19 protein-coding genes are annotated in these 26,253 nt (G+C 54.8%); 11 read left to right on the top strand and 8 right to left on the bottom strand.

Annotated features, from left to right (window positions below; all coding sequences use genetic code 11):
* The first annotated feature begins 217 nt into the window (after nt 1-217).
* Complete coding sequence (gene dcp / locus SGBXF1_RS11600; protein ID WP_130380566.1) at nt 218-2,419, top strand: peptidyl-dipeptidase Dcp; 2,202 nt, start codon at nt 218-220, stop codon at nt 2,417-2,419.
* Between the two features lie 270 nt (nt 2,420-2,689).
* The gene (locus tag SGBXF1_RS11605) at nt 2,690-3,895 is read left to right on the top strand and encodes a serine hydrolase domain-containing protein (RefSeq protein WP_186428406.1); all 1,206 of its coding nucleotides are present in this window, start codon (nt 2,690-2,692) and stop codon (nt 3,893-3,895) included.
* Nucleotides 3,896-3,925: 30 nt separating this feature from the next.
* Here SGBXF1_RS11605 and SGBXF1_RS11610 read toward each other — a convergent pair whose 3' ends face one another.
* The 5 genes from SGBXF1_RS11610 to SGBXF1_RS11630 all read right to left on the bottom strand — a co-directional run bounded on the left by SGBXF1_RS11610 (nt 3,926) and on the right by SGBXF1_RS11630 (nt 8,739).
* Nucleotides 3,926-5,233, bottom strand: a complete 1,308-nt coding sequence (locus tag SGBXF1_RS11610; RefSeq protein ID WP_186428407.1) for an MFS transporter — start codon at nt 5,231-5,233, stop codon at nt 3,926-3,928.
* A 144-nt stretch (nt 5,234-5,377) separates the two neighbouring features.
* Complete coding sequence (locus tag SGBXF1_RS11615; RefSeq protein WP_186428408.1) at nt 5,378-6,019, bottom strand: N-carbamoylsarcosine amidohydrolase; 642 nt, start codon at nt 6,017-6,019, stop codon at nt 5,378-5,380.
* Between the two features lie 9 nt (nt 6,020-6,028).
* Complete coding sequence (locus SGBXF1_RS11620; protein WP_390899940.1) at nt 6,029-6,781, bottom strand: maleate cis-trans isomerase family protein; 753 nt, start codon at nt 6,779-6,781, stop codon at nt 6,029-6,031.
* Nucleotides 6,782-6,796: 15 nt separating this feature from the next.
* Entirely contained in the window at nt 6,797-7,591 is a 795-nt protein-coding gene (locus tag SGBXF1_RS11625; RefSeq protein WP_186428409.1) for an alpha/beta fold hydrolase, read from the bottom strand.
* Nucleotides 7,588-8,739, bottom strand: coding sequence for an FAD-dependent monooxygenase (locus SGBXF1_RS11630; protein WP_314727909.1), 1,152 nt, complete (start codon nt 8,737-8,739; stop codon nt 7,588-7,590). The genes SGBXF1_RS11625 and SGBXF1_RS11630 overlap by 4 nt, the downstream gene beginning before the upstream one ends.
* Nucleotides 8,740-9,069: 330 nt before the next feature.
* On the opposite strand from SGBXF1_RS11630, the gene SGBXF1_RS11635 reads away from it, so the two are divergent.
* The 4 genes from SGBXF1_RS11635 (at nt 9,070) to SGBXF1_RS11650 (ending at nt 14,931) form a co-directional block, all read left to right on the top strand.
* Nucleotides 9,070-10,128, top strand: coding sequence for a 2,5-dihydroxypyridine 5,6-dioxygenase (locus tag SGBXF1_RS11635; RefSeq protein WP_037414944.1), 1,059 nt, complete (start codon nt 9,070-9,072; stop codon nt 10,126-10,128).
* A 65-nt stretch (nt 10,129-10,193) separates the two neighbouring features.
* Nucleotides 10,194-10,667 carry a MarR family winged helix-turn-helix transcriptional regulator gene (locus tag SGBXF1_RS11640; protein ID WP_037414946.1) on the top strand — a complete coding sequence of 158 codons (474 nt, stop codon included), beginning with the start codon at nt 10,194-10,196 and terminating at the stop codon, nt 10,665-10,667.
* 153 nt (nt 10,668-10,820) lie between these two features.
* Nucleotides 10,821-11,363, top strand: coding sequence for a (2Fe-2S)-binding protein (locus tag SGBXF1_RS11645; protein ID WP_186428410.1), 543 nt, complete (start codon nt 10,821-10,823; stop codon nt 11,361-11,363).
* On the top strand, nt 11,356-14,931 hold the full coding sequence (locus SGBXF1_RS11650) for a molybdopterin cofactor-binding domain-containing protein (RefSeq protein ID WP_186428411.1): 3,576 nt from the start codon (nt 11,356-11,358) through the stop codon (nt 14,929-14,931). The genes SGBXF1_RS11645 and SGBXF1_RS11650 overlap by 8 nt, the downstream gene beginning before the upstream one ends.
* Nucleotides 14,932-15,139: 208 nt before the next feature.
* Here the strand turns inward: SGBXF1_RS11650 and hpxO are convergent, their stop codons facing one another.
* A complete protein-coding gene (gene hpxO / locus SGBXF1_RS11655) occupies nt 15,140-16,297 on the bottom strand; it encodes an FAD-dependent urate hydroxylase HpxO (protein ID WP_186428412.1) in 1,158 nt (385 codons plus the stop codon).
* A gap of 150 nt (nt 16,298-16,447) precedes the next feature.
* Complete coding sequence (locus tag SGBXF1_RS11660) at nt 16,448-16,942, bottom strand: DUF1003 domain-containing protein (RefSeq protein ID WP_037414954.1); 495 nt, start codon at nt 16,940-16,942, stop codon at nt 16,448-16,450.
* 238 nt (nt 16,943-17,180) lie between these two features.
* Between SGBXF1_RS11660 and SGBXF1_RS11665 the strand changes: the two genes are divergently transcribed.
* Genes SGBXF1_RS11665 through SGBXF1_RS11675 form a run of 3 tightly spaced genes read left to right on the top strand, consistent with a single transcriptional unit; the run spans nt 17,181 to nt 21,177 of the window.
* Nucleotides 17,181-19,388, top strand: a complete 2,208-nt coding sequence (locus SGBXF1_RS11665) for a xanthine dehydrogenase family protein molybdopterin-binding subunit (protein WP_061806157.1) — start codon at nt 17,181-17,183, stop codon at nt 19,386-19,388.
* A gap of 14 nt (nt 19,389-19,402) precedes the next feature.
* A complete protein-coding gene (locus SGBXF1_RS11670) occupies nt 19,403-19,861 on the top strand; it encodes a (2Fe-2S)-binding protein (protein WP_012145048.1) in 459 nt (152 codons plus the stop codon).
* Nucleotides 19,862-19,872: 11 nt separating this feature from the next.
* Complete coding sequence (locus SGBXF1_RS11675; RefSeq protein WP_186428413.1) at nt 19,873-21,177, top strand: c-type cytochrome; 1,305 nt, start codon at nt 19,873-19,875, stop codon at nt 21,175-21,177.
* Between the two features lie 36 nt (nt 21,178-21,213).
* Here the strand turns inward: SGBXF1_RS11675 and SGBXF1_RS11680 are convergent, their stop codons facing one another.
* Nucleotides 21,214-22,383 carry a cupin domain-containing protein gene (locus tag SGBXF1_RS11680; RefSeq protein WP_037414958.1) on the bottom strand — a complete coding sequence of 390 codons (1,170 nt, stop codon included), beginning with the start codon at nt 22,381-22,383 and terminating at the stop codon, nt 21,214-21,216.
* A 581-nt stretch (nt 22,384-22,964) separates the two neighbouring features.
* Here SGBXF1_RS11680 and SGBXF1_RS11685 point away from each other — a divergent pair.
* Together SGBXF1_RS11685 and SGBXF1_RS11690 are read left to right on the top strand one after the other, a co-directional pair.
* A complete protein-coding gene (locus tag SGBXF1_RS11685) occupies nt 22,965-24,830 on the top strand; it encodes a beta-glucoside-specific PTS transporter subunit IIABC (protein ID WP_186428498.1) in 1,866 nt (621 codons plus the stop codon).
* Nucleotides 24,827-26,239: a glycoside hydrolase family 1 protein gene (locus SGBXF1_RS11690; RefSeq protein WP_186428414.1), complete on the top strand. Its 1,413-nt coding sequence runs from the start codon at nt 24,827-24,829 to the stop codon at nt 26,237-26,239. The genes SGBXF1_RS11685 and SGBXF1_RS11690 overlap by 4 nt, the downstream gene beginning before the upstream one ends.
* Nucleotides 26,240-26,253 lie beyond the last annotated feature (14 nt).

Genomic DNA, 26,253 nt, shown 5'->3' on the forward strand with positions numbered 1-26,253 from the left:
CAAATATCACTGGCGTTGCCGCCTGCGCCGTTGCTGTTATTTGCCTGCCAAAACATGGGCGCTGTTGGACTTTATGAAACAGCGGCTCGATGTCGACCGAATCTTCTAATCACTTGTTTTTGCTCAAACTGCCAACTGCGCCTAAGCTAGGATGTGACTCAAGGGGAGATGAGCTTCCCGCGACATTATTCTGTGAACATGGAGGAGTTTCGATTTGATGCGTTTATCAACATTGGTGCTGGCGATCGGCATGGCGCTGGGCACTCAGGCACAAGCAGAAGAGACCAACTCGCACGCGGATCATAGCGCGTTGCCAAGCGGCCAGGCGAAGGAGGCTACCGTGACCGGCGAAGCCAACAAACACGACAATAAAAAGAACGAAAACCCGTTCTTCTACCAAAGTCGCCTGCCATTCCAGGCGCCCCCCTTCAATGAGATCAAAGAAAGTGACTATGCGCCGGCGATTGACGCCGGTATTAAGCAAAAGTTGGAAGAAGTGGAGAAGATCGCCAACAATCCAGCCAAGCCTGACTTTAAAAATACCTTCGTAGCCTTGGAGCAAAGTGGCGCATTGTTGTCGCGAGTGATGAATGTGTTTGGCGCCATGACTTCGGCCAACACCAGCGACGCATTACAGAAGCTGGATGAGGAAAGCTCACCGAAGCTGGCAGCGTTGGACGATGCCATTATGCTCAACAGTAAACTGTTTGCACGCATCAAGGCTGTTTATGAACAGCGTGACGCGTTAAAACTGGATCCTGAATCACGTCGACTGGTGGAAGTGACCTACAAGAACTTTGAGTTGGCAGGGGCTAATCTGTCTGATGCTGATAAAACCAAGCTGAAGGCGCTGAACCAGGAAGCGGCAACGCTGAGCACTCAGTTTTCCAACAAATTACTGGCAGCGACCAAAGACGGCGCGCTGGCTATCGCCGATAAAGGCAAGCTGGACGGTCTGTCGGAAAGCGAACTGGCCGCCGCAGCCCAGGCCGCCGGTGAACGTAAGCTGGATAAACAATGGTTGTTGGTATTGCAAAACACCACCCAGCAACCAGAGCTGCAGAGCCTAAAAGATCGTGATACCCGCAAAGCACTGTTTGATGCGTCCTGGAATCGGGCAGAAAAAGGCGATGCTAATGACACACGCCAGACTATCGCTCGTCTGGCCAAGGTCCGTGCTGAACAGGCCAAGCTGCTAGGCTTCCCAAATTATGCTGCCTGGAAACTGCAAAACCAGATGGCCAAAACACCGGATGCCGCACTGAGCTTTATGCGTAACATCGTCCCTGCGGCGACGGCCCGGGCCGAACGTGAAGCCAAAGACATTCAGGCCGTGATCGACCAGCAGAAAGGTGGATTTAAAGTCGAAGCCTGGGACTGGCAGTTCTATGCAGAGCAGGTCCGTAAAGCAAAATATGACCTTGATGAGTCGCAGATCAAACCTTATTTCGAACTGAATAACGTGCTGAACAACGGCGTGTTCTATGCTGCGAATTTGCTGTACGGCATCAGCTTCAAAGAACGCAAAGATATCCCGGTTTACCAACCGGATGTGCGGGTTTATGAGGTATTCGATAAAGACGGTAAATCATTGGCATTGTTCTATACCGACTTCTTTAAGCGCGACAACAAGGGCGGTGGCGCCTGGATGAGCAACTTTGTTGAACAGTCGAAGCTGAAAGGCACCAAACCGGTGATTTACAATGTTGCCAACTTTACCAAGCCTGCGCCGGGCCAGCCTGCATTGCTGTCATATGACGATGTGATCACCATGTTCCACGAGTTTGGTCATGCGCTGCACGGCATGTTCGCCGATCAGGAATATCCAAGCCTGTCTGGTACCAACACGGCGCGTGATTTTGTGGAATTCCCATCACAGTTCAACGAGCATTGGGCCCGCGATCCTAAAGTTTTCGCGCACTTCGCCAAGCATTACAAAACCGGTGAAGCGATGCCGCAGGAACTGGTCGATAAAATCAAAAAAGCCGATAAGTTCAACAAAGGCTATGACATGACGGAGCTGCTGTCTGCGGCGCTGTTGGATATGCACTGGCACATGTTGAGTGCTGATCAACCGCAACAGGACGTGGATAAGTTCGAAGCCGAATCGTTGCAAAAAGACAAGATCGATCTCAGCTATGTGCCGCCACGCTATCGCTCCAGTTACTTCAAACATATCTGGGGTAACGGCTATGCCGCTGGCTATTACGCCTATCTGTGGACCGAAATGCTGGCGGATGACGCTTTCCAGTGGTTCACCGAACACGGTGGCCTGACGCCAGAAAACGGCCAGCGTTTCCGCGACATGGTGTTGTCACGTGGCAACAGCCAGGATCTGGAAAAACTGTACATCGACTGGCGCGGCAAAGCGCCAAGCATTGAGCCGATGCTGATTAACCGTGGCCTGAAAGACCAGTAATAGGTTACGTTGGGTGCTGAGGCTGTTTGATGCTATACCCGTTGTCAGACGTTTAACCAAGTTCGTTATTAGGGAGAGCGTGCCGAAGGGGTCGTAGCAGCTTTAGCTGCCGGAGTCGCCCCTCGGTGCGCTAGGCCCGGGTATCTCGGGATCAAAGACAACTTTGTCATCAAATTAAGGACGCAAGCTTGCTTGCGTCCTTTTTTATTCCACGGGGACATGGCCGGTGTGATCGTTTATTATGCGCCGGTTATTTTTGACCCGTGAGCAATGAAGATTAAAATTCCCCTAAAGCGCAGTGTCGCCCTGATTATGCCATTGCTTATTTCCGCCTGTGGCACGCTGTCGCGCATGCCGACCGACACATCGTCGCTGGAAAGTCAGCGTCTGGCATGCAGTGGTGATCTACGCGCTGAAGTCGACAGTTTGGCGCAGCCGCTCATTGACGGTCAGCAGACACCGGGGCTGGTCGTCGGGGTGCTGACGGCAGATGGGCAAGCGCGTAGTTTTGGCTATGGCATGACGGACGCGCAGCAGCGCTATCCGGTCAATGGCAAGACGCTGTTTGCCGTGGGGTCGGTCAGCAAAGGGTTCATTGCCGAAGTCACCGTGGTGTTGGTTAATAAGGGCGTCCTGAATTGGGACGATACCTTGGCGACGTTGCTGCCCGTTGGTACACCGCTCAGCAAGGATGCGGCCAAAATCACCTTACTGCAGTTGGTGACACACACCTCTGGGCTACCGCGCCAAATGATGACGCCGGAGATGCTTGGTGCATTTGTCCGCTACCTGTTTACGGGGGATAATTTTTATCGCTCTCTGGATACGCCAAAATTCCTCGATTACCTTGCACAGTTTGAAGCCCCTTCAGTGGAGGAACCGCGCTATTCCAATCTGGGTTATGCGCTGCTGGATTACATTTTGCAACGGCGAACTGGAAAAACGGTCGATCGCCTGACAACGGAAAATATCCTCCAGCCATTGGGGCTGACGCACACCAGTTACGGTGCCCAGCAGTTGCCGGGTTACGCGCTGCGGGCCATTGGTCATGCGGGCGATCAACCCAAGTTTATTCGACGCGGGGAGCCGGTGCCGGATTGGCAGTTTTCTTCTTATATGGTCGGTGCCGCAGGGCTGTATACCGATGCCGATGATCTGCTGCGTTATGCGCAGGCGCATTTTGTCCCTACTGGTTCAGCGGCGTTGAACAAAGCCCTGAAAGATTCGTTGACCGTGCACTTTGCACGTACAAAAGAAGCCGCGGCCATTGCCTGGGTAGTGGATGATGTGGGGACTCAGCAGATTACGTATCAGGTCGGGTTTATCGGTGGTTACTCCAGCTATATCGGTATGGATCTGCGCCATAAGACGGCGGTAGTGGTGCTACAAAACAGTTTCAACTGGAGCAATAATATCGGCCACCGTCTATTGCAACGTATGGGCGAAGCCGCGGACGGGCATTTTACTTGCCAATAAGCCGGGCTCCGCGAACGGAGCCCAACACCCTTAGCGGTTAACCACTTTAGCGGGCAGAGCAATCACCAGTAACGAACTTAACAGCAAGCAACCGGCGAACGCCCAGAGAGCACCACCGCTTTTGCCAGTCAAGTCCAGTGCCAGCCCCATCAGCGAGTTACTCACCAACCCGGCGATATTCGCCAGTGAGCAGGCCAGCGCAAAACCGGTTGCCGCCGCAGTGCCGCGCAGAAAGGTGGCTGGCAGGCTGAAAAACACGGGTACTGCACCGATGATCGCCGCCTGAGCGACAGAGAACAGCAGCACGGTGGCAATGACGTTATGTGTGAAGAACGTGCTGCCCGCCATTGCCATTGCACCAACAATAAACGGCACGATGATATGCCAACGTCGCTCACGCATGCGGTCGGAGCTGGCACCGATCAGCAACATACCCAACAGGGCAGCGACGCTCGGCAGCGCAGTTAACATGCCGATGGTGGTAATGTTGGTCACTCCGGCGGTTTTGATAAAGGTCGGCATCCAGAATCCCATCGCATAGGCACTCAGCAGGATCGAGAAGTCTATGCCACCCAGCATCCAGACCTTGAGATTAAAGAAGCCATCACGGAAACGGTGTTTACTGTGGTCGGCCTCGGCTTCATCCTGTGCCAAATCATCGGCAATGCGCTGTTTTTCCTCGTCGGATAACCATTTGGCCTGCCCAAAGTTATTCGGTAATACCCAAAAAGTCAGCACACCCAGCAGTACACTGGGAACACCTTCCAGCAGGAACAGCCATTGCCAGCCGTGCAACCCGTGGCGCATATCAAAATGCCCCATAATCCAGCCGGAAATTGGGCCACCGATCACGCTCGACAGCGGTAGGCCAATCATGAACAGCGCAATAATGCGACCGCGACGGTAAGTCGGGAACCACAGCGTCAGGTAATACAACACGCCAGGCAGAAAACCGGCCTCTGCTACACCGAGAAGAAAACGGATAACGTAAAACTGATTAGGGGTAGTGACGAACATGGTGCAGGCAGAAAGCAGACCCCAGGTGATCATAATACGGGCAATCCATACCTTGGCGCCGACGCGCTGTAAGATCAGGTTGCTCGGTACCTCAAAAAGGATGTAGCCAACAAAGAACAATCCTGCACCCAAACCAAAGGCGGCTTCGCTCAATTGCAGTTGGTCGGCCATCTGCAACTTGGCTAATCCGACGTTGATACGGTCGAGGTAAGCCGCCAGATAACACAAACATAGGAATGGGATCAGCTTCCAGGTTATTTTGCGGTACAGAAGCGATTCTGCGCCCGCTTTCCCGGTTAACGGGGTTTCAACAATGGCCATGATGATGTCTCCAGGTGGTGCATTGTGGCCTCCGGAGGAGGAGCGTTGTGTGTTTGCTTGGAAGCCGCCCTGTCTCGGGCGGTCACCTGAGGCGCTTGCCGCGCCTTCTTTATTTTCAGCTCTCCGTGCAGGTGAAACTCTGGATTACAGCCGGTTCAGATAATCGATAGCCTCCTGTTTTGCCACAACGTCGCCGTATTTATTGTCGATGTCGAACAGGTTGGCCTCATGTGGGCCAGGGTGACGATCGCCCACACATTCCCGTACCACTATGGTACGGAAGCCGTGCTGTACTGCGTCCACCGCACTGGCGCGGATACACCCGCTGGTGGAACAACCGACTAACAGCAGGGTATCGACGCCGAGTGCCACTAGCATTGAGGCTAACGAGGTACCGAAAAAAGCGCTGGCATATTGCTTGGTCAACACCACTTCCGTTGTCCGCGGTGCCACCTGTGGGCAAAACGCCGCCAGCGGGTTACCGTCCACCATGTCCTTCATAACCGGTGCTTTTTTCACCCAAATACCACCATTGGCAAAATGCCCTGCATGATAGCGGATATTGGTGTGGATCACCGGAATTCCCGTCTGGCGAGCGGTAGCCAACAGCGCGATGCTTTCTTCGACCGCACTGACTACGCCGGGAGCGAACAATGGGGCACCCTCGGTGGTGTAACCCTGCATAAAGTCGATCAGTAGCAGGGCCGGTCGCTGGCCGAAGCCAATACGGTTGCCCCAAACGCCGCTGTAGTTATCGCTGAGCGAGTCATTGGCTGTGGATGCCATGATTCCTCCTTAATAGGCGCCGGACAGCAGGGCACCGGCGCCGGGAACGATCGGTTCCAGTTCCAGTGCAGTTAGCATGGCGTAAGTGGTGGCGATAGCGGCCGTCAGCACCGGTTTTCCGGTTTGCGCCTCAACGGTAGCGACTGCCGGCAAGGACGGCATTTGCACGCAGGCGGACAGCACGATGGCGTCAACGTCGTTCAGATCCATCTCAGCGACAATACCGGGCAGTTTGGCCGGATCATGACGGCCTACGGCCAGGTTGTCGGCAATTTCCAACGCCCGCCACACCGTGACCTCAATGCCTTCGTGCTCGATATAGTCCACCACCATTTGGGTCAGTGGCTTCATGTAGGGGGCCACCAGCGCAATGCGTTTGGCACCCAACACCTTCAGGCCATTGACTAATGCCCCTGCGCTGCTAATCACCGGGGCCCCGGCGTTATTGTCCTGGGTAACCTGCGCCAGCCGGGCCTGAGATTCACGGTGATAACCTAAGCCCATCGACATGATCGCTACCAGGCAGGCATACCCCAGTACATCTACCTGGGCGTCGGAAAGCTCCAGTGCGCAGCGGTCTGATTCGGCATCCATCGCCGCCAGTTCTGCCTTGCTGACGTGCTTCATACGCATGCGGCTGGAGTGAAAGGTAAAGCGTTCCGGGCGGATCAACTGGCGTGCTGTCAGCATTGCTGGGATCTCGGTTTCCATCGTGGTGTTGGAACTGGGCACTATCTGGCCGATACGGTAATTTTTACTCATGACAACGCTCCTTAATTAATCCAGAAAATCGCCCAGGGCGCGGAAGAAACCGTCAAAGTCGTCCCACGGGATCATATGTCCTGCATTTTCAACGTGTGTGATAGTGATCTCCGGTTGCAATGTGCGGATCTCCGCCTCGTCTTCCGGTTGGATCACGCCTCCCAGGCCTGCCACCATCAGCAAGGTTGGCATGTGCAGCGCGGGGTAATCGCGATGGCTGTCAACCTGATGAAAATCTTCATAGGCGCGCTGAATCGCCGGTTCATAGCAGGTGTGCAGCCACTCGGCACGCAGTTGACGCTGTTGTTCGCTCCAGGTCGGGCAGTAGGCACGCATCTGTTCCGCGTCCATTCCCAACAGCGACTGACGAATCGAATCCACGTACCAAGGCCATTTGCCTGGATATTCACGACGGCCGGGCCCTGAAACAGGCGGATCGACCAATACCAATCGCCGAACGCCAACCGGTTGCAGTGCTGCGGCGCGCAGGGCAAAGCGCGCCCCCATTGAATGGCCGAGCAGGGCGTAGTTTTCCAGATTTAGTGCTAGGGCGAAGGCGTTGACGTCTGCGGCGCAGGTTTCGGCGTCATAGGCTAGATCCGGGCCGCTGGCAGACAGACCACGGCCACGCACGTCCAGCACGTAGGTGTCGTAGCGCTCGGCCAGGCGTTTGGCAACAAAACCCCAGGTGATCGCTGGGCTCGTGATGCCGGGGATCAGGATCACTACGGGGCCTTGGCCGCCATAGCGCAGGTAGTGTTGACGAATGCCGTTAGCCTGCACGTTGGCGCCATACAGAAAGTGGCTCATGCGGCGTTCTCCGACTTCAGCGTCTGTGCGTACAGGTCATAACCATAAACCCAGGCCGGATCTTCCTGAGTGCGCAGGAAAGTGTTGGCATTGGAGACAGCCTGGACGCGGGAGGCGCGCTCTTTACGGTTGGCTTCATACAGTTGGAAAGCGGTGCGGTAGTCAGTCAGACCAGTTTCCTGCAGACAGCGCGCCAGCATAGCGGCGTCTTCGATCGCCATCGCCGCGCCTTGCGCCATGTGTGGTTTCATTGGGTGGCAGGCATCACCGAGCAGCACCATGCGGCCTTCGCTCCACAGCGGTAACGGTTTACGGTTCAACAGTGGCCATTTGGTGACCTGCTCGCTGGATTCGATCAGCGCTTGCACAATCGGGTGATAGCCAGCGAAGGTTTCGTACATTTCTTCGCGGCTGCTGTCGATAAAACTGCCCTGAAAATCCCATGCAGGGTGTGGTACACCGCTGACATAGTAATATTCGTCACGTTTTTGAGTGGTGTAATAGACCATCAGGTGACGATCTGCCGACCACCATTTCACGCAGTCTTCAAAGCTCAGATTGTATTTGGCCAGCTTCTCACCGCGGATCAACGCGCGGTGGGCAACCCAACCACTGTAGGTTGGCGCTTCTGCCCCCAGCAGATGTTCGCGAATACGGGAGTTGATACCATCGGCACCAATCACGATATCGGCGCTGGCCTGGGTGCCATCGGCAAAGTTCAGCACCACTTCGTTGTCACGCTCCTCAATTTTGCTCAGACACTTGCCAAAATGCACAGTGCCCGGTTGCAGGGCCGCCATCTGCAACGCCTGTAAATCGCCCCGGTGCACCGTCACGTAAGCGGCACCGTACTCTTTACGTGCAAAGGCCCCCAGTTCAATCCGCGACAGGTAATCACCGCTTTCGGCATCGCGGCTGAACCAAAAATCCGGATGCGAGGCCATTTGTTCCAATGGTTGCTCGATACCGAGACGGCGGAAAATCTTCAGTACGTTTGGCCCCATATGGATGCCGGCTCCCAGGCGGGAAAACACCGGACTCTGTTCGTACAGGTCGACGGTAAAGCCGGCTTTCTGCAGCAGACCCGCGGCGGCGGCGCCACCTAAACCGGCACCCACCACGGCAATGCGTTGTTGTTTGCTCATCATTTATCCCCTGACTGTTGGTTTTTTACCTGGGCATCTTAAGTGATGCCAGATGATCGATTTATAGTGTATACGCTAAATAACGCAAAGTTGCACAAGTGTTAATTTAGATCTGGCTCACGCTTATCCATGGCCGATTCCTGTTAATATCATGTTAATCACAGGATTGTCAGGGGTTAAAATAGGATTTGCTTATGGTCGACTCCGACGCCTTGCTTCCTGGTTGATTTTGGTCTTAGATAACTAAAAGAGTGTATTCGCTTTAATTTGTGCAAAATAACCTCACCGACACTGGGTGTGTCGGCCAACCCTTAGCGAAACAGGAGATACACCATGGCGGTCCATGATAGTCAGTTGGTTCAACTGTTCGAGCAGGTGCTTACGCTGTCGAAGGTTGATGCATCGCAAAGCGTAGCGATCCTGAAAAGTCACTATTCCGATGCGCGTACGGTGCGTGCCGCCACCGATGCAGCACTGCGCCTGGGTGCCAAGGTTTATGCGGTAGAACTGCCATCGTTCAACCATCCGCGCGCCATGGGTAATGACATGACGGCTTACTGTGGTGATACGGCACTGACCGGTAACCACGCGGCACAACGTGCACTGGAGGCAGCCGATCTGATTGTCGACACTATGATGTTGCTGCACTCGCCGGAGCAGGAGCAGATCCTGAAAACCGGCACGCGCATTCTGCTGGCCGTTGAACCACCGGAGGTATTGGCACGGATGTTGCCTAATGCAGAGGATAAAGCGCGGGTGCTTGCAGCGGCTGCGGTGCTGGAACAAGCAAAGCTGATGCAGGTGAAATCCGCCGCTGGCAGCGATTTCCGTGCGCCAATAGGGCAATACCCGACAGTGACTGAGTACGGGTATGCCGATGAACCGGGGCGCTGGGACCACTGGCCGAGCGGCTTCCTGTTTACCTGGCCGAATGAAGAACAGGCGGAGGGGGTGCTGGTGTTAGAAGTGGGCGATATCTTGCTGCCATTCAAAAGTTATACGCGTGAACGCATTACGTTGGAGATCGACAAGGGCTTTGTGACGCGTATTCACGGTGGTTTTGAGGCTGAATATCTGCGGGAGTACATGAAATATTTTAACGATCCGGAAGTGTATGGCATTTCGCATATCGGCTGGGGCTTGCAGCCGCGAGCGCAGTGGACGGCAATGGGGCTGCACGACAAAAATGACGGTATGTGCATGGATGCCCGCGCTTTCTACGGCAATTTCCTGTTCTCCACCGGGCCGAATACTGAAGTCGGTGGCACGCGCAAAACCCCGTGTCATATGGATATAGCGCTACGTCATTGCGACATCAGTCTGGATGGCAAGACGGTGGTGGCGGATGGTGAAGTGGTAGCGCCGGCAGCATCGCGAGTCAGCCAGGGTTAACTTGCTGCCAAACGCGGGGGTTTGTACTATTCTCGGTGGTTTCCATAGATGGTGAGAGTAACGCAATGACGCCCCCCGAATACCCGACTGCTGATAACGGCAAGACCGAAAATTATCATTTTACCGAACAGGTCGGGCACTTGCTGCGTAAGGTTTATCAGCGCCATGTGGCGATTTTCCAGCAAAACGTTGGCGATTCGCAACTGACCGCCGTGCAGTTTATTACCCTGTGCGCAGTGCGCGATATGGGCCCAAGTTCCTTGACCGAGCTGGTACAGGTGACGGCGGTCGATCAGGCCACCATTCGCGGCATTATCGAGCGGCTTAAAGCGCGCGATTTGATCACCGTAATGCCGGATCCTGTCGATCGACGCAAAGTGGTGGTTGGGCTGACTGATACCGGCGCCGCGCTGCTGGTGGAAACGGTGCCGCATGCGGCGACGATCACAGAATTAACTTTCGGTAAGCTTAATCCGGCCGAACGTATAGCACTGATGTTCCTGCTTAATAAAATGCTGGAAGACCAGCCGTCTGACTGATTCGCTACCCGCAACTGCGGTTGTCTGGTGAGTGCGGTGGCGGCGAGGTCACAGCCCACAAGACATACCCTATAGCTTTCAAATTGCAGCCAGGTGACCAACTGCGGTTTGAAAGATAACGGGTATAACCAGAGCGCAGGCGGAGACGCGACAATGGCGATAGCTGAAGTGCAATTGCCCAGGGAAGGCGCGATAAAAACACTGACGGAGCATCCGCTGATGCTGTCAGTCAACGGGGAAAATACTCATACCCGGGTCATGGCGGATACCCCTCTGCTATTGGTGTTACGTAACGATCTGGCGCTCAACGGCCCGAAATACGGCTGTGGCCTCGGTGAGTGCGGCGCTTGCACCGTGTTGGTCGACGGCATTGCCGCACGTTCTTGTGTGATCCCAGCGCTGGGTATGACCGGCCGCGCGGTGACCACGCTGGAAGGTTTGGGCGATCGCGACTGCCTGCACCCTGTGCAGCGCGCCTTTATCGAAGAACAGGCCGCGCAGTGCGGTTACTGCCTCAATGGCATGATTATGACCACCAAAGCCCTGTTGGATCGCAATCCGTCGCCCAGTGATCGCGAAATCCGCCAGGCGCTGTCCGGCAATCTGTGCCGCTGCGGCACCCATATTGAAATTCTGCGTGCGGTTCAGCGCGCCATCATTCTCTGCCGCAGTGAGGAAACCTCGCCCCATGACTGACGCCCATTCCTCATTACCGAGCCAGGCTGAATTATTACAGCGTCATGGCACCTTGCTGATTATCGATCAAATCCAACCGCCGCCGGGCCTGGTACCGAAAGGCCAGACGCCGAGCCTGAAACCCAAAGAGCAGGGGCTATTTATTGCTATTTGCGACAGCGGTGAGGTCTACGCCTTCAACGGCCATGTTGATCTCGGCACCGGTGTGCGCACCGCGCTGGCGCAAATTGTCGCCGAAGAACTTTACCTGCGTATGGAGCAGGTGAGCATGGTGTTGGGCGATACCGAAAGCACGCCGAATCAGGGCGCGACCATCGCCAGCGCTACGCTGCAAATTTCTGCCGTGCCGCTGCGCAATGCCGCCGCCGAGGCCCGTCGCTGGTTGCTGCAACAGGCTGCGCAGCATTTTAACGTCACGGTTGAGCAACTGACATTGAGCGACGGTATGGTTGTCAGTCCACAGGGACAGGTGGTGAGCTATGGCGAGCTGGTCTCAGGTGTACATATTGAACTGCCGATTTCCGGCGATGCGCCGCTCAAGCCACAGGCCGAATATCGCCTGGTCGGCACCAGCACCGTGCGCGTTGATATCCCGGCCAAGGCCACCGGCGAATCCACCTATGTGCACGACATGCGGTTGCCGAATATGTTGCATGGGCGGGTGGTGCGACCGCCGTATGCTGGTTATGACAGTGGTGAGTTTGTCGGTACCAGTTTGTTGGCGGTGGACGAGCGGTCAATCGCACATATTCCCGGTATCGTTAAACTGGTGGTGATCGGGGATTTTATCGGCATCGTCGCCGAGCGCGAAGAACAGGCGATCAAGGCAGCAGAGGCGTTGCAGGTCAGCTGGAAGGACTGGCGGCGTAACCTGCCGCAGATGACCGATGTGGCGCAGGCGCTGCGTGATAACCCGCATTCGACACGGGTGGTGCATGACACCGGCAATGTGGATGCGGCATTGGCCGCTGCCGATCGTCGCTTTACCCGTAGTTATCTGTGGCCGTACCAACTGCATGCCTCGATCGGCCCCTCCTGCGCATTGGCGGACTACCAGCCGCAGCAGTTACGGGTGTGGTCAGGTAGCCAGAACCCGCATCTGCTGCGTGCCGATCTCGCCTGGTTGCTGGAATACCCGGAAGAACAGATCGACATTATCCGCATGGAAGCGGCGGGCTGCTATGGCCGCAACTGTGCCGACGATGTCTGTGCCGATGCGGCGTTATTGTCGCGTGCGGTTGGTCGGCCGGTGCGGGTGCAGCTCACCCGCGAGCAGGAACACCTGTGGGAACCCAAGGGCACGGCACAGTTGATGGAGGTTGACGGTGGGCTGGACGCCGCCGGCCATCCGGTGGCCTATGATTTTCGTACTTATTATCCGTCTAACGGCGCCCCCACGCTGGCGTTGTTGCTGACCGGCATGGTGGAGCCGGTGCCGGTAGCTTATGAGATGGGGGACCGCACCTCGGTGCCGCCATACGAATACCCGGAACTGCGCGTCAGCATTGAGGACATGGCACCCATCGTGCGAGCCTCCTGGATGCGCGGGGTGTCGGCACTGCCGAATACCTTCGCGCACGAGTCCTATATTGATGAGCTGGCCATGGCTGCCGGTGTGGATCCGCTCGAGTACCGCCTGCGTTATATTAAGGATCAACGTGCCACGGAACTGATGCTCAGCACCGCCGAGCGTGCTGGCTGGACGCCGCATACCGAACCGATGCAAACCCCTGCGGAAGATGGTGTGCTGCGCGGGCGTGGTTTTGCCTATGCGCGCTATATTCACAGCAAGTTTCCCGGCTTTGGTGCCGCCTGGGCGGCCTGGGTCGCTGATGTCGCTATAGACAAGGTCAGTGGCGAAGTAGCGGTTACGCGTATTGTGGTCGGGCACGACGCTGGCATGATGGTCAACCCGGACGGCGTGCGTCACCAAATCCACGGCAATGTGATTCAGTCGACCAGCCGGGTGCTGAAAGAGCGGGTGACTTTCGAAGAATCGACCATTTCCAGCAAGGAATGGGGCGCTTATCCGATCCTGACATTCCCGGAGGTGCCAGAGGTGGATGTGGTAATGATGCCACGGCCCTATGATCCACCGCTGGGGGCTGGGGAATCCGCTTCGGTGCCTAGCGCTGCAGCTATTGCCAACGCTGTGTTTGACGCCACCGGCATTCGTTTTCGTGAGTTACCGATCACATCCGATCGACTGCGCGAGGCGCTGAACGGTCCGGATAGCGCCCGACAGGAATCCGCATCAGTGACTAAACCCAAGAGAAGTAAATGGTGGTTTGGCGGTGCGGCCGGTATTTTCGGTGCGGTGTTGGGCGTAGCGGCTACGGCACTGCCATGGCGTGCTGAGATTGCCCCAGTGGCAACACCGGGTTCCGGTACCTGGTCGGCAGCCACCTTGGAACGCGGCCGTCAACTGGCTGCTGCCGGGGATTGCGCGGTGTGCCACACCGCCTCCGAAGGGGCGACCAACGCCGGGGGATTGGCGATGGCAACGCCGTTCGGCACGCTGTATAGCACCAATATTACTCCGGATGTGGAAACCGGTATTGGCAACTGGTCGTTTACTGCTTTTGATCGGGCGATGCGGCAGGGCATTAGCCGCGATGGGCGTAATTTGTACCCGGCATTTCCTTATACGTCGTTCAGCAAGATGACCGACGGTGATATGCAGGCACTATATGCCTACATGATGTCGCAACCCGCAGTTTCGAAGAGTAATTCAGCTAATCAGATGCGTTTTCCGTTTAATATCCGTCCACTGATGGCCGGTTGGAATGCACTCTTTTTGCGCCAGGGCGAGTTCCAGCCAGACGCTGCGCAAACTGAACAGTGGAACCGGGGTTCTTATCTGGTTAATGGTTTGGGGCACTGTGCGGCTTGCCATTCACCACGCAATTTGATGGGAGCGGAAAAGGGCGGCGCCAGTTTTCTGGCAGGTGCGATGGTGGACGGTTGGGAAGCCCCGGCGCTGAACCAACTGGCCAATGCTGATAAACCCTGGGACGAGGAGCAACTGTTCCAGTATTTGCGCAGCGGTCACTCTACCGAGCACGGCGTTGCGGCTGGGCCGATGGGGCCGGTCGTCAGTGAACTGGCTACATTACCGGAGTCCGATGTGCGCGCGATGGCCAACTACCTGATATCCTTGAGCAACCCGGTTACATTGAACGTAGAGCCGCAGGTTAAGCTGACCACTAATCTGCAACCTGTTCTGGGGCAACAGGTCGGTGAACGCCTGTTTCAGGGGGCCTGTCAGGCCTGCCACAGTGCCGCCAGTGGAGGGCCACAGCTGTTTGGTGTCAGTCCGGATTTGGCAAACAATACCAATATCTTCAGTGATCGACCGGATAACCTGATCAATGTGATCCTACAGGGTATCGCCAAACCAGCCACCACCGATCTTGGTTTTATGCCGGGTTTTAAGGATAGTTTCACCGATCGTCAGGTGGCTGATTTGGTGAACTATCTGCGCCAGCGCTATGCCAGTGATAAACCGGCCTGGCGTGACGTCGAGGCGCAGGTAGCCAGATTGCGAGCTAATCCGGGCAGCCATTAGCAGTTACTGGCGATTGACGTTATTGCGTTTGCAGGAACGCGATCAATCGTTGCGCCGGTTACGGTAACTGGCGCGTGGCCCAGGGGTTGGTGTGACAACATGCGTTGCCGGGCGCATTTTGGGTAAAGAGATGATCCAGGATGAATCGGCTTATTCACCCGTCTGGTGTTGGGCGGCAACGCTTCTTTTGGCTGTAAAGAGGAAAAAATCAGGCCAGCGGCCCACCCATAATGGTTTCTTTCATGCCAGAGAGAATGCGTTCGCCGGTTTCGGTTTTCAGCTCTTCATACCAACTATGGGTGATCTCCATTTCTTTGCCGTGCGTCACATCGCAACGTTTACGTGCTTTGAGCACCAAATCCTTTACGCGATAGCTGCGTTTTTCCTGATAGCGCAGCAGTGCGTCTTCAATACCCAGTGAATTTGTCTGCAAGGCAATCGCCAGTACTACGGCGTCCTCCATTGCTGCGCATCCACCTTGGCCGATATCCGGTGTGGTACTGTGTCCGGCGTCCCCCAGCAATGCCACGCGACCGCGTACCAGTTGTTCGAAAGGTTCGATATCGTGGATTTCAATGCGGTTGATGGTGTCGGGGTTGATCGCCGCGATCAATTTTTGCACCGGTTCAGCCCAGCCCGAGAAGTAACGCTGTAGATCGGCCCGCGCGGTGCTGCGATCTTCCGCCAGCCCCGTGGGCAGTGGAACGTCGAAGAAAAAGTAGAAACGGTTGCCGGACACAGGCATTAGCGACACGCGTTTGCCTTCGCCGACAAAGGTGGTCCACTGGTCAGCCGGTGCGATGGATTCATCAATGGTTACCAGCCCGTTCCAATTGACGTAACCGGCATAACGGCGATCAACGCCATGGCCCAGCACATACGGACGAATGACGGAATGGGTGCCGTCGGCGGCAATCAGGAAATCACCGCTGACCTGGCTACCGTCTTCGAACCAGGCCGTCACTCCTTCCGGCGTTTCTTCAATACCGCTGACACGTTTGCCAAAACGTACCTGATCGCGGCCATAAGTATCGAGTAACATAGCTTGCAGTTCGGTGCGGGCTACCGGGTAAGGGCGTTCGCCAACGCTGGCGATGAGCGGATCCAGGCTAAAGCGCGTCAACGTCTGGCCGTGCAGATATTCCTGATAGGCCATGTAGTGCATGGTGCCGCCGAGCGCGCGCAGCGGTTCTTTCATCCCCAAATAATTGAGGCATTTGACTCCGTTGGGCCAGATGGAAATTGCAGCACCAACCGGTTTGATCTCTTTGACGGCTTCAAAAACTTCGGTGTCGATGCCACAACGCTTTAATGCGATTGCGGTGCACAGACCGCCGATGCCGCCACCAATGACGATTGCCTTCATATTCTTCTCCTTCATAGCCATGCTGAGGAGAAGCAATTTCCATACCAGTCGGTGAACAAGGCACTGGCGCGGTATCAAGCGACGGATTGATGCAAAGTGGTGCAATGCATGAATGCGATAGTGCATTTTTGCACCAGAAAAGCCAACACGCTAAGTGCGATCCCGGTTTGCCAACTGGATAGCCAGGTTTTCAATGCGCTCTGCCATTTGTTTCGTCAGGGCGGTTAATTCTGTGTTTTGTTTTAACAGCGCCAGTAACTGATCAGATTGCTGCGCGGCGAGCGTTTGCCGTTGTGCCATGGCCTCATCCAAATCCTCACGGTGCTGAGCATCGGTCAGCGCATGCGCCTGATCGCGCTCGGCCTGACGGGTCTGTGCAAGCAAGATCAATGGGGCGGCATAAGCGGCCTGTAAGCTGAACGCCAGGTTAAGCAAAATGAATGGATAGGGGTCAAACTTGGTGAAACCTGCCAGATTGAGATAAATCCAGACGGCAACGACGACGGTCTGGCCAACCAAAAACGTGGGTGTACCGAAAAAACGGGCGAAGGCCTCAGCCTTCAACGCAAACCATTGGTCACCAAAGGTGTGGGTTAAGCTTTTCAGTGGGCGATAAAAACGAAACTTTTTATTGGGTTGCGACATGGCTTTCACACTCGTGGATATAATGAAGAGATACCTAATTTATAGCATGGGGGCCGAAATCCCCACGCAATACACAGCACAAATCCACCACAGAAAACCCCGCCTGAATGTTAAATAGACAAAATAATAGACTACGCTAACTATTAGTCCGTTGTGCTGGTGCATGCAGACGGTGCGTATAAAAAGAATGACTTCGCCGCATTGATTAAGGTTGATCGGCATTTTGGAGCTATGAGCAATGAATCTACCCGAAGTCCCGCTTACCCGGCGGCGTTTTATCGTCGGCGCCAGTGCGTTGGTGATCGGTGCCTATCTGCCGTCTACCGGCGCTCTGGCCCGCTCATCATCGGCTACCGCGCCTGAAATCAATCCTCATGCAGCCAATGCTTTTGTGCAGATTGACCAAGAAGGCATTGTCACTGTGATCAGTAAACATACCGAGGTGGGTCAGGGCGTATATACCGGCATGGCAACGTTGGTCGCCGAAGAGTTGGACGCTGACTGGGCACAGGTGCGGGTCGTTGCCGCGCCGGTTGACACCAACGTCTACAAAAATCTGTCGTTCGGTTTCCAGGGCACCGGTGGCTCCAGCTCGGTAGCTAATGCCTATGAGCAGATGCGTCGCATGGGCGCCATGGCGCGGGCGATGCTGGTTCAGGCCGCCGCGCAAAGTTGGAAAACCTCGGCGCAGGAAATTACCGTGCAGGCGGGCAAGATCCGCCACGCGGCCAGTGGACGTGAAGCGGGCTTCGGTGAGTTTGCCGTGTTAGCCAGTCAACTGCCACCCCCCGATCCCGCTACATTGACACTGAAAGATCCCGCCAATTTTACCCTGATCGGCAAGGCCAGTGGCCTGCACCGGGTGGATTCATTGGCGAAGACCAACGGTACTGCGCAATTTACTCAGGATATTCATGAGCCGGACATGCTGACGGTGACCATCAAAAAGCCGCCGCGCTTCGGTGGTAAAGTGGCCTCATTTGATGCCAGCCAGGCGCTGGCAGTGCCGGGTGTGGTTACGGTGAAATTGACCGATACCGGCGTAGCGGTGTACGCCAAAAACACTTGGGCGGCGATCCAGGGACGTGAAAAGTTGCAGGTGGAATGGGACGACTCGCAAGCTGAACGCCGCAACACTGAACAGATCTTTACTGAGTTCCGACAGGTGGCCCAGAAGACCGGCGTTGTAGCGAAAAGCCACGGCAATCCGGATGATGCTTTTGATAAAGCCGATAAGGTCATCGAAGCTGAATATACCTTCCCGTATGTTGCCCATGCGCCGATGGAGCCACTGGACGGCTACCTGTTCTGGGATGGCGAAAGCGTCAAGGCACGTTATGGCTGCCAGATCCAAACCCTCGATCATAAACAGCTGTGCGATCTGTTCCAACTGCCACCGGACAAGGTAGAAATTGAAACCATTTTGGCGGGCGGCAGTTTTGGACGACGTATCGATTTGGGCAACCCGACGCTGGGGCCGGATCTGGCAGCGGATATGGCGGCAGCAGCCAAAGCCATTGGCCCAGGTCACGGAGTAAAGGTGGTATGGACGCGTGAAGATGATATTCGCAATGGGTGGTATCGCCCGATGATTTTGCACCGGTTACGTGGTGCGATCCGTGGCGGTAAAGTGGTGGCCTGGAGCGATACCATCGTCGGTCATTCCTGGACGCTTAACAGCGCGATGACGGCACTGGTGGTTAATGGCCTCGACCAGATGATGGTTGAAGGCGCCAGCGAGGTGCCTTATAGCTTTGAAAGTTTCCGCTGCGACGCACATATCGTACCGGGCAAGGTGCCGACGACGTCATTGAGATCGGTCGCCAGTACTCACACTGGCCATGCGGTGGAAAGTTTTATTGATCAACTGCTACAGGAGACTGGGCAGGATCCTGTGGAAGGGCGTTTGGCGTTGATGGGGGATGCGCCGCGTGAGGCCGGCGTGTTACGGGCGGTAGCGAAAGCGGCCAACTGGCAAGGCGCGAAAGTGGTGGATGGTCGAGCGCGTGGTGTAGGTGTTGCCAAGGCGTTCGATACCCGGGTGGCGCAAATAGCCGAGGTCTCTATCGGCGAAGGCGGTATTCCACGTGTACACAAGGTGTGGTGTGCGGTGGACTGCGGCGTGGCAGTGAATCCCGATGTGATTCGTGCACAGATTGAGGGTGGCATCGGTTATGGCTTGAGCATGGCGCTGTACGGCAACATCACATTGAAAGATGGCGTGATTGAACAATCCAACTTCAACAATTTCCGCCCACTGCGCATTGATGAAATGCCGGAAATAGAAGTGATTATTGTGCCTTCAACCGAGAAACCTACCGGCGTGGGTGAATTAGGTGTACCAACGATTGCACCTGCGGTTGGCAATGCGTTGGCGTTGCTCGGGCGGCCCCGAACTTCGCTGAGTCTGCCTTTACATCGACCGAACCGCGACGCCAGCGTCTGATCAAGGAGAACAGCATGATAACTTTAACCGTGAACGACCAACCGCTGACGTTTGATGGCGATCCCCATATGCCTCTGTTGTGGTTCTTGCGTGATGAAGCCGGGCTGACCGGCACCAAATTTGGTTGCGGCATTGCGATGTGCGGCGCGTGTACCGTCCATTTGGACGGCGTGCCGGTGCGTTCTTGTATGACACCGGTCTCTGCCGCAGAAGGCAAGAAAATCACCACCATTGAAGCGATTGGCGAGACGCCGACGGGCAAAGCGGTGCAGGCGGCTTGGGTCAATCTGGACGTAGTGCAGTGTGGTTACTGCCAATCCGGTCAAATTATGAGTGCCAGTGCACTGCTGGCCCAGAGCAAAAATCCGAGCGATGCAGATATTGACGCGGCGATGAGCGGTAACGTTTGCCGCTGCGCTACCTACGTGCGCATTCGCGCCGCCATCCACCAGGCCGCCAAGGCGTTGGATTAAGGGAGAAACCCATGAGCAACGCCCTGAGATGGCTGTTATGGCTAATTGTCGCGGTAGTGGTGTTAGCAGGCGGTTACGCGCTCTATACCTTGTTACGCCCGGTCGGCCCCGAGCCCGTAGCACCTATCGCCGGTGCACCTGCGGGGATAAGCGATAAATTAGCGCGTGGCGAGTATCTGGCTCGTGCCGCCGACTGTGTGGCTTGCCACACGGCGCCTGGCGGTAAACCCTTTGCCGGTGGCTTTGCCTTTAAGCTGCCGTTCGGCACAATTTATGGCACCAACATTACCGCCGACGCAGAAACCGGTATTGGTGGCTGGAGCGACGATCAGTTTGTGCGTGCGGTGCGTGAAGGGGTTGGGCCGCAGGGTAATCTGTATCCTGCCATGCCTTACACCTCATACACTGCCATGAGCCGCGACGATGTGTTGGCGATCAAAGCCTACCTGTTTAGCCTGCCACCGGTGAAGCAGGCTAATCCGCAAAATGGATTGTCGTTTCCGTTTAACCAACGCTGGGGCATGAAGTTCTGGAACCTGGCATTCTTCAATGAAAAACGTTTTGAACCTAACCTGAATCAGGATGAACAGTGGAACCGTGGGGCTTATCTGGCAACTGCGCTGGGGCACTGCAGTGAATGTCACACGCCACGCAACCTGGGCTTTGGTATTAATCAAAGTAAAAACCTCAGCGGTGAGGTGATCCAAGGGTGGTTTGCAGGCAATATTACGCCGGACCCACAAACAGGTATTGGGGGCTGGAGTGAGCAGCAACTGTCGCAGTATTTGGCAACCGGTCATGCGGAAGGTCGTAGCAGTGCTTCCGGCCCGATGGCCGAAGCAGTAGAAAACAGCCTGCAGTACCTCACGCCGGAGGATAATCAGGCGCTGGTGAAATACCTGCGCTATATCGAACCTATCGCCACCGACAGTGCCAGTACGGTAAACCTACAGCCGAAAGGAGCGTCATCCTCAAGTGCGGTATTACCGGGTGGGCAAGAGGATTCGCTGGGGCGCCGCTTGTTTGCGGGAGACTGCAGTGGTTGTCATCAGTGGAACGGTACAGGCCGCCAGAGTAAATATGCGTCTTTGGTCGGCAGCACCGCAGTAAACGATCCACAGGGCCGCAGCGTAGTGCAGGCAATACTCAAAGGTACGCGTATCAGTATCGGTGAACAGCACGAATTTATGCCGGATTTTGGCGCTCAATATTCGGATGAGGAAGTGGCTGCAGTAGCCAACTACGTGGTTGGTCAATTTGGTGAAAAACAAGGAAAGGTAACGGCCAAGCAGGTCGCGGAACAGCGTAAACAGTAGCCGTTGGCGAGGGGGATTGCTCCCCCTCGCTATCCATCAACGCCTGCGTCGAGACATCACCAGTTTATCCTTGGGGCGATCTTGCCAGTCGGCAATCTGATTATTGAAGTTATCTGCCAGAAGATAGGCCGGGGTTTTTGCCAGCCAGTCAGACAGCGAAATATCCTGGTAAATACCGTTATCCAATACAATTAACACCTTTAGATCCTCATCACCCATATTCTCAATGTAATGGCCAAAACCTTGCGGGACATAACCAACGTCGGTGGGTGCGTATTCTGCGGTCTGCGCGTGGCCGTGTGAGCTAAATACAGTCATGCGACCCTTGCCGGAAATATAGTATTGCCACTCATTGGCATTGGGGTGCCAATGTAATTCCCGCACGGCACCGGGCTTGACGATTTCTATAATGCCGGTCATGGTGGTTGAGATTGGGAATTCTTTTGACGATACTAAATGAACGCTGCCTGCATCATTTTCAAAAAAAGGTTTTTGTTTCATTAATTCATAACGATGAGCCAACGGGGCATTATTCAAACCGCCGTCGTTGGCGGGCAGAGGGAGAGCTGGGGGGATTGAACCGCCGACAATATAGGCCTCACCCTGTTTTGCTTTGGAAAATACCGATGCCGGCATATTGACGCTTTTTTCCAACACTTCTTTGGGCATGTGCGCTACCCAATCGGTAATGCTGAAAGTACCGAATTCGGAAAAATGGCCGTTATCAAAGGTCAAGACAAAGTGCGCGCCGTCTGCCAGCGCTTGGATCGAATGTCCGTAGCCTTTGGGGAAATACCAGACGTCACCTGCGCCGAAATCCGCCACTTCGCACTTTCCTTCCGGGTCGATGATGGTGATGCGCGCATGGCCTTCCAGCATAAATGCCCACTCGGCGGCAATGGCGTGCCAGTGCAGTTCACGTACACCGCCTGGTTCCAGTGTCATATCAACCCCGGCAACACCTTCAGAAATCGGGAACTGTTCGACGGTAGCCTCTCTGGCCCAACCGTTGGGCAGGCTGCGCTTTTTACTGTTGGCAAAGACATACTTATAAACGTTTTGCGCATCGGCTGTGGGTTGGAAAGTACTGGGTGGGACAATATTACGATGTTCGTCGGCGCTGGTAGATTTAATCATACCACCCATGACGCTGGCTGCCGCTGCGCTGAGCGCAGAGGCTTTTAATATATCACGACGCGATAGCATATAACTTTCTCCAATATAGACTGCCTGCCAAAATACCGGCTTGGTTTATCGGTTTCTTATTGTCTACCAGTGTTGATTACTGAGTTTGAAATGTTCGGTGACGGTTAAATCATAGTGGGTTAAGCTGCGTTCGCAGCGAATAATTTATTTGTTTATGTTACCAATTGAGTGTGGTTGTAATTATTGATTTTGTTTTTAAATAATAATCTATCGTTATCAATTTAATTACATTTTTATTAAATAAATCATAAACGGAATTAACCCATTAGGCCGAGATTTTTATTGTTGGTGTTATTTTAATCGGTTAGTTCAACCTCGATATGTTCACGTGGGGCGTGGCGAACAACATTGCAGTGCATTTCCGAAAATTAGTGATGTCAATCACAAAGCTTAACGCAGGCTATTGCCGAAAAATCACAACTATGACGATACTTTCGCCGCGATCTTAGCGATCGCCAGACATTTTTATTACGGCGTGTTACTGCTCAGGCAGGCAAGACCAAAATAGGAATGCACCTCTCATTGCGATGAGGCGCATTTTGATTTTGGTCTTTTTTTTGCTTTTTTACCGGGGAAACATGATGGATTACAAACAGCTGGGGTTAGAAATACTGGCGCGGGTCGGTGGCAAGGGTAATGTCAGCAAACTGACACACTGTGCCACCCGTCTGCGTATGGAATTTAATGATGACAGCAAGGTGAAGGCGAAGGCTATTGAGGCATTGCCGGGGGTGATCAGCGTGGTGGAACGCGGTGGCCAGTTCCAGATCGTGATCGGCAACAACGTGCAACAAACCTTCCGCACGCTACAAAAAGAAATTGGCAATCTCAGTGGCCGTCAAAGCGAAAAGACATCTCAGGCACGAGGTGGGGTCATTTCGCAGATTATCAGCGTGATATCTACTACGTTCACTCCCGTGATCCCGGCGATTACCGGGGCGGGGATGATAAAAGCGCTGCTGGCGATCCTCAAGCTGACGGGGGTGATAGATGCTGCCAGCCCGACCTATCATCTGCTAGACACCATAGCCGATGCGGCCTTTTTCTTCCTGCCGGTGCTGCTGGCATATGGGGCGGCGATCAAATTCGAGTGCAACCCGATCTTGGCAATGACCATCGCCGGGGTGTTGCTGCACCCCAATCTGGCACAAATGCTGGCGGCAGGCACGGCGATTGATTTTATCGGCGTTCCTGTGCGTTTGGCAGATTACGCAGGCTCAGTGCTGCCGATTATTTTCACCGTATGGCTGATGTCTTATATCGAGCGCTTTGCCGAGAAAGTCTCACCGACGATGATCAAGTTTTTCACCAAGCCAATGATTATCTTATTGGTCACCGCACCGCTGGCGTTAGTGGTGGTGGGGCCGTTTGGCATTTTCCTTAATGACCTGGTTGCGGCTGGTGCGGCAATCGTTGACGGTAAAGCCAGTTGGTTGATTCCGATGCTGATGGGGGGATTACAGCCTTTCTTGGTGATCACCGGCACCGCCTGGGCCATGACGCCGATCGCCACTGGTCAGTTGAGTAAGAACGGTTTTGAAATGATCAATGGACCTGGCATGTTGGCATCTAACATTGCACAGGGCGCGGCAACTTTGTGTGTGGCTTTTCGGACTAAAAATAAAAACCTGCGCCAACTGGCGTCTTCTGCCGGTTTCACCGCGCTGTTGGGCATCACCGAGCCTTCGTTGTATGGCGTTACGCTCAAGCTGCGCAAGCCGCTGATTGCGGCGATGATCGGCGGGGGCTGTGCAGGCATCTATGCCGGTTTGAGCGGGCTGGTTCGCTATGCCTTTGTCTCCCCTGGGCTTGCTGCACTCCCTGCGTTCATTGGCGAAAACCCGATGAATATCGTCCATGCATTGATTACCTGCGCCATCGCTATTGTGGTGACCTTTGCACTGACCTGGATACTGGGTTTTGAGGATCCGGTCGATGAGCAAGACGTTAAGACAGCAGAGCCACTCATTGACGGAGAACTGCAGATTTTCAGCCCAATGTCCGGTCAACTTGTGGCGTTGGATCAGGTGAATGACGATGTTTTCTCTCAGGGATTATTGGGCCAGGGTGTCGCTATACGGCCGCAAGAAGGGGTGCTACGCGCACCGCTTGACGGCGAGGTCGTGACCTTCCTGCCGTCGAAACATGCGGTCGGGCTCAAGGGTGACAACGGCGTCGAACTGCTGGTGCACATCGGCATTGATACCGTCAATCTAGCCGGTCAGCATTTTAGTTCTACCTTGCAGATTGGCGATCGGGTCAGGGTCGGGGACGAATTGGTGTGTTTCGATCTGACGGCCATCACCGATCTGGGGTATGACGTCACCACGCCGGTATTGGTGGTCAACAGTGAGGCATTTCCACAATTGAGTTGTCGACTGCCTGGTTCTGTGGGCTTTGGCGAGCAGATTATCACTCTCAACAATGCGAAACAGGGGCAAGCATGATTTATCAACGACTGAATGATTTCCCTGCAAATTTTCTGTGGGGGGCTTCCACTTCAGCTTATCAGGTGGAGGGCGCCTGGGACGAAGATGGTAAAAGCCCATCGATCGTGGACATGCTCGATCATCCGAAAGAGACCGCTGATTTTAAGGTCGCCAGCGATCACTACCACCGATTTCGCGAGGACGTTAAGTTATTTGCCGAACTCGGGTTAAAGGCCTACCGTTTTTCGATCGCCTGGTCGCGGGTATTGCCTAATGGCACGGGTGAGATCAACGCTGTCGGGCTGGATTTTTACCGTCAATTGATTGATGAGCTTTTGAGTCAGGGTATAGAACCTGTAGTGACGCTGTATCACTTTGATTTGCCTTATATACTGGAACGACAGGGCGGCTGGTCTCATCGCGCCACCATCGACGCCTTTGTCGAGTATGCCGGGGTATTGTTCGATGCCTTTGGCGATCGGGTGAAGTATTGGCTGACTATCAATGAGCAGAACACCATGATCTTGCACCCGGGCGCCATTGGCATGCCTAAAGGGGGCGAGTTGCCGTCCAAACGGGTGTTGTATCAGCAAAGCCACCATATGCTGGTGGCCCAGGCCCGCGTGATGACGTTATGTCACCAGCGCTGCCCGGGCGCTAAAATCGGCCCGGCGATTAACACCACTTCCATGTATCAGGAAACCTGTAACCCGCTTGACGCTATCGCTGCCCACAACTGGGAGACACTTCGTTGCTGGAGTTTCCTCGACGTGGCGGTACATGGTCGTTATAACCCGCTAGCCTGGCGTTATTTGCTGGATCGTGAACTGGCTCCGCAGATGGATCCGGGCGATGCGGCGCTGTTGCTGCAGGGCAAACCGGACTATGTAGCGATAAACTACTATTCTACCGCCACCATTGCCGCCAGCCGCGGCGACGCCTCCGACATCAGCGCACGTGCAGGCGATCAGCAAATCATGCTGGGAGAACCGGGAGTTTACCGTGCAGCGGAGAATCCGTTTGTTGGTAAAACCCGCTACGGCTGGGTGATCGACCCAGTTGGGCTGCGGTTAACCTTACGCAAAACCGCTGAACGTTATCATTTGCCAATATTAATTACTGAAAACGGCATCGGTGCCCCGGATGAATTACAGGCCGATGGTACAATTGACGACAATTATCGCATTGAGTTTATGCGTCAGCATGTCGAACAGATGCAGTTGGCGATCAATGACGGGGTAGAACTGATCGGCTATTGCCCGTGGGCGGCGATAGACGTGGTCAGCACTCATCAGGGCTATGCCAAGCGTTACGGGTTTATCTATGTCAACCGGGGTGAGCAGGATCTGAAAGATCTGCGGAGAATTAAAAAGCGCAGTTTTGACTGGTATCAACGGCTGATTGCCTCCGGTGGCCGGCAACGCTAAAAAATAAAGGGTGA

The organism is Serratia grimesii (assembly GCF_900186025.1).
Classification (GTDB): domain Bacteria; phylum Pseudomonadota; class Gammaproteobacteria; order Enterobacterales; family Enterobacteriaceae; genus Serratia; species Serratia grimesii.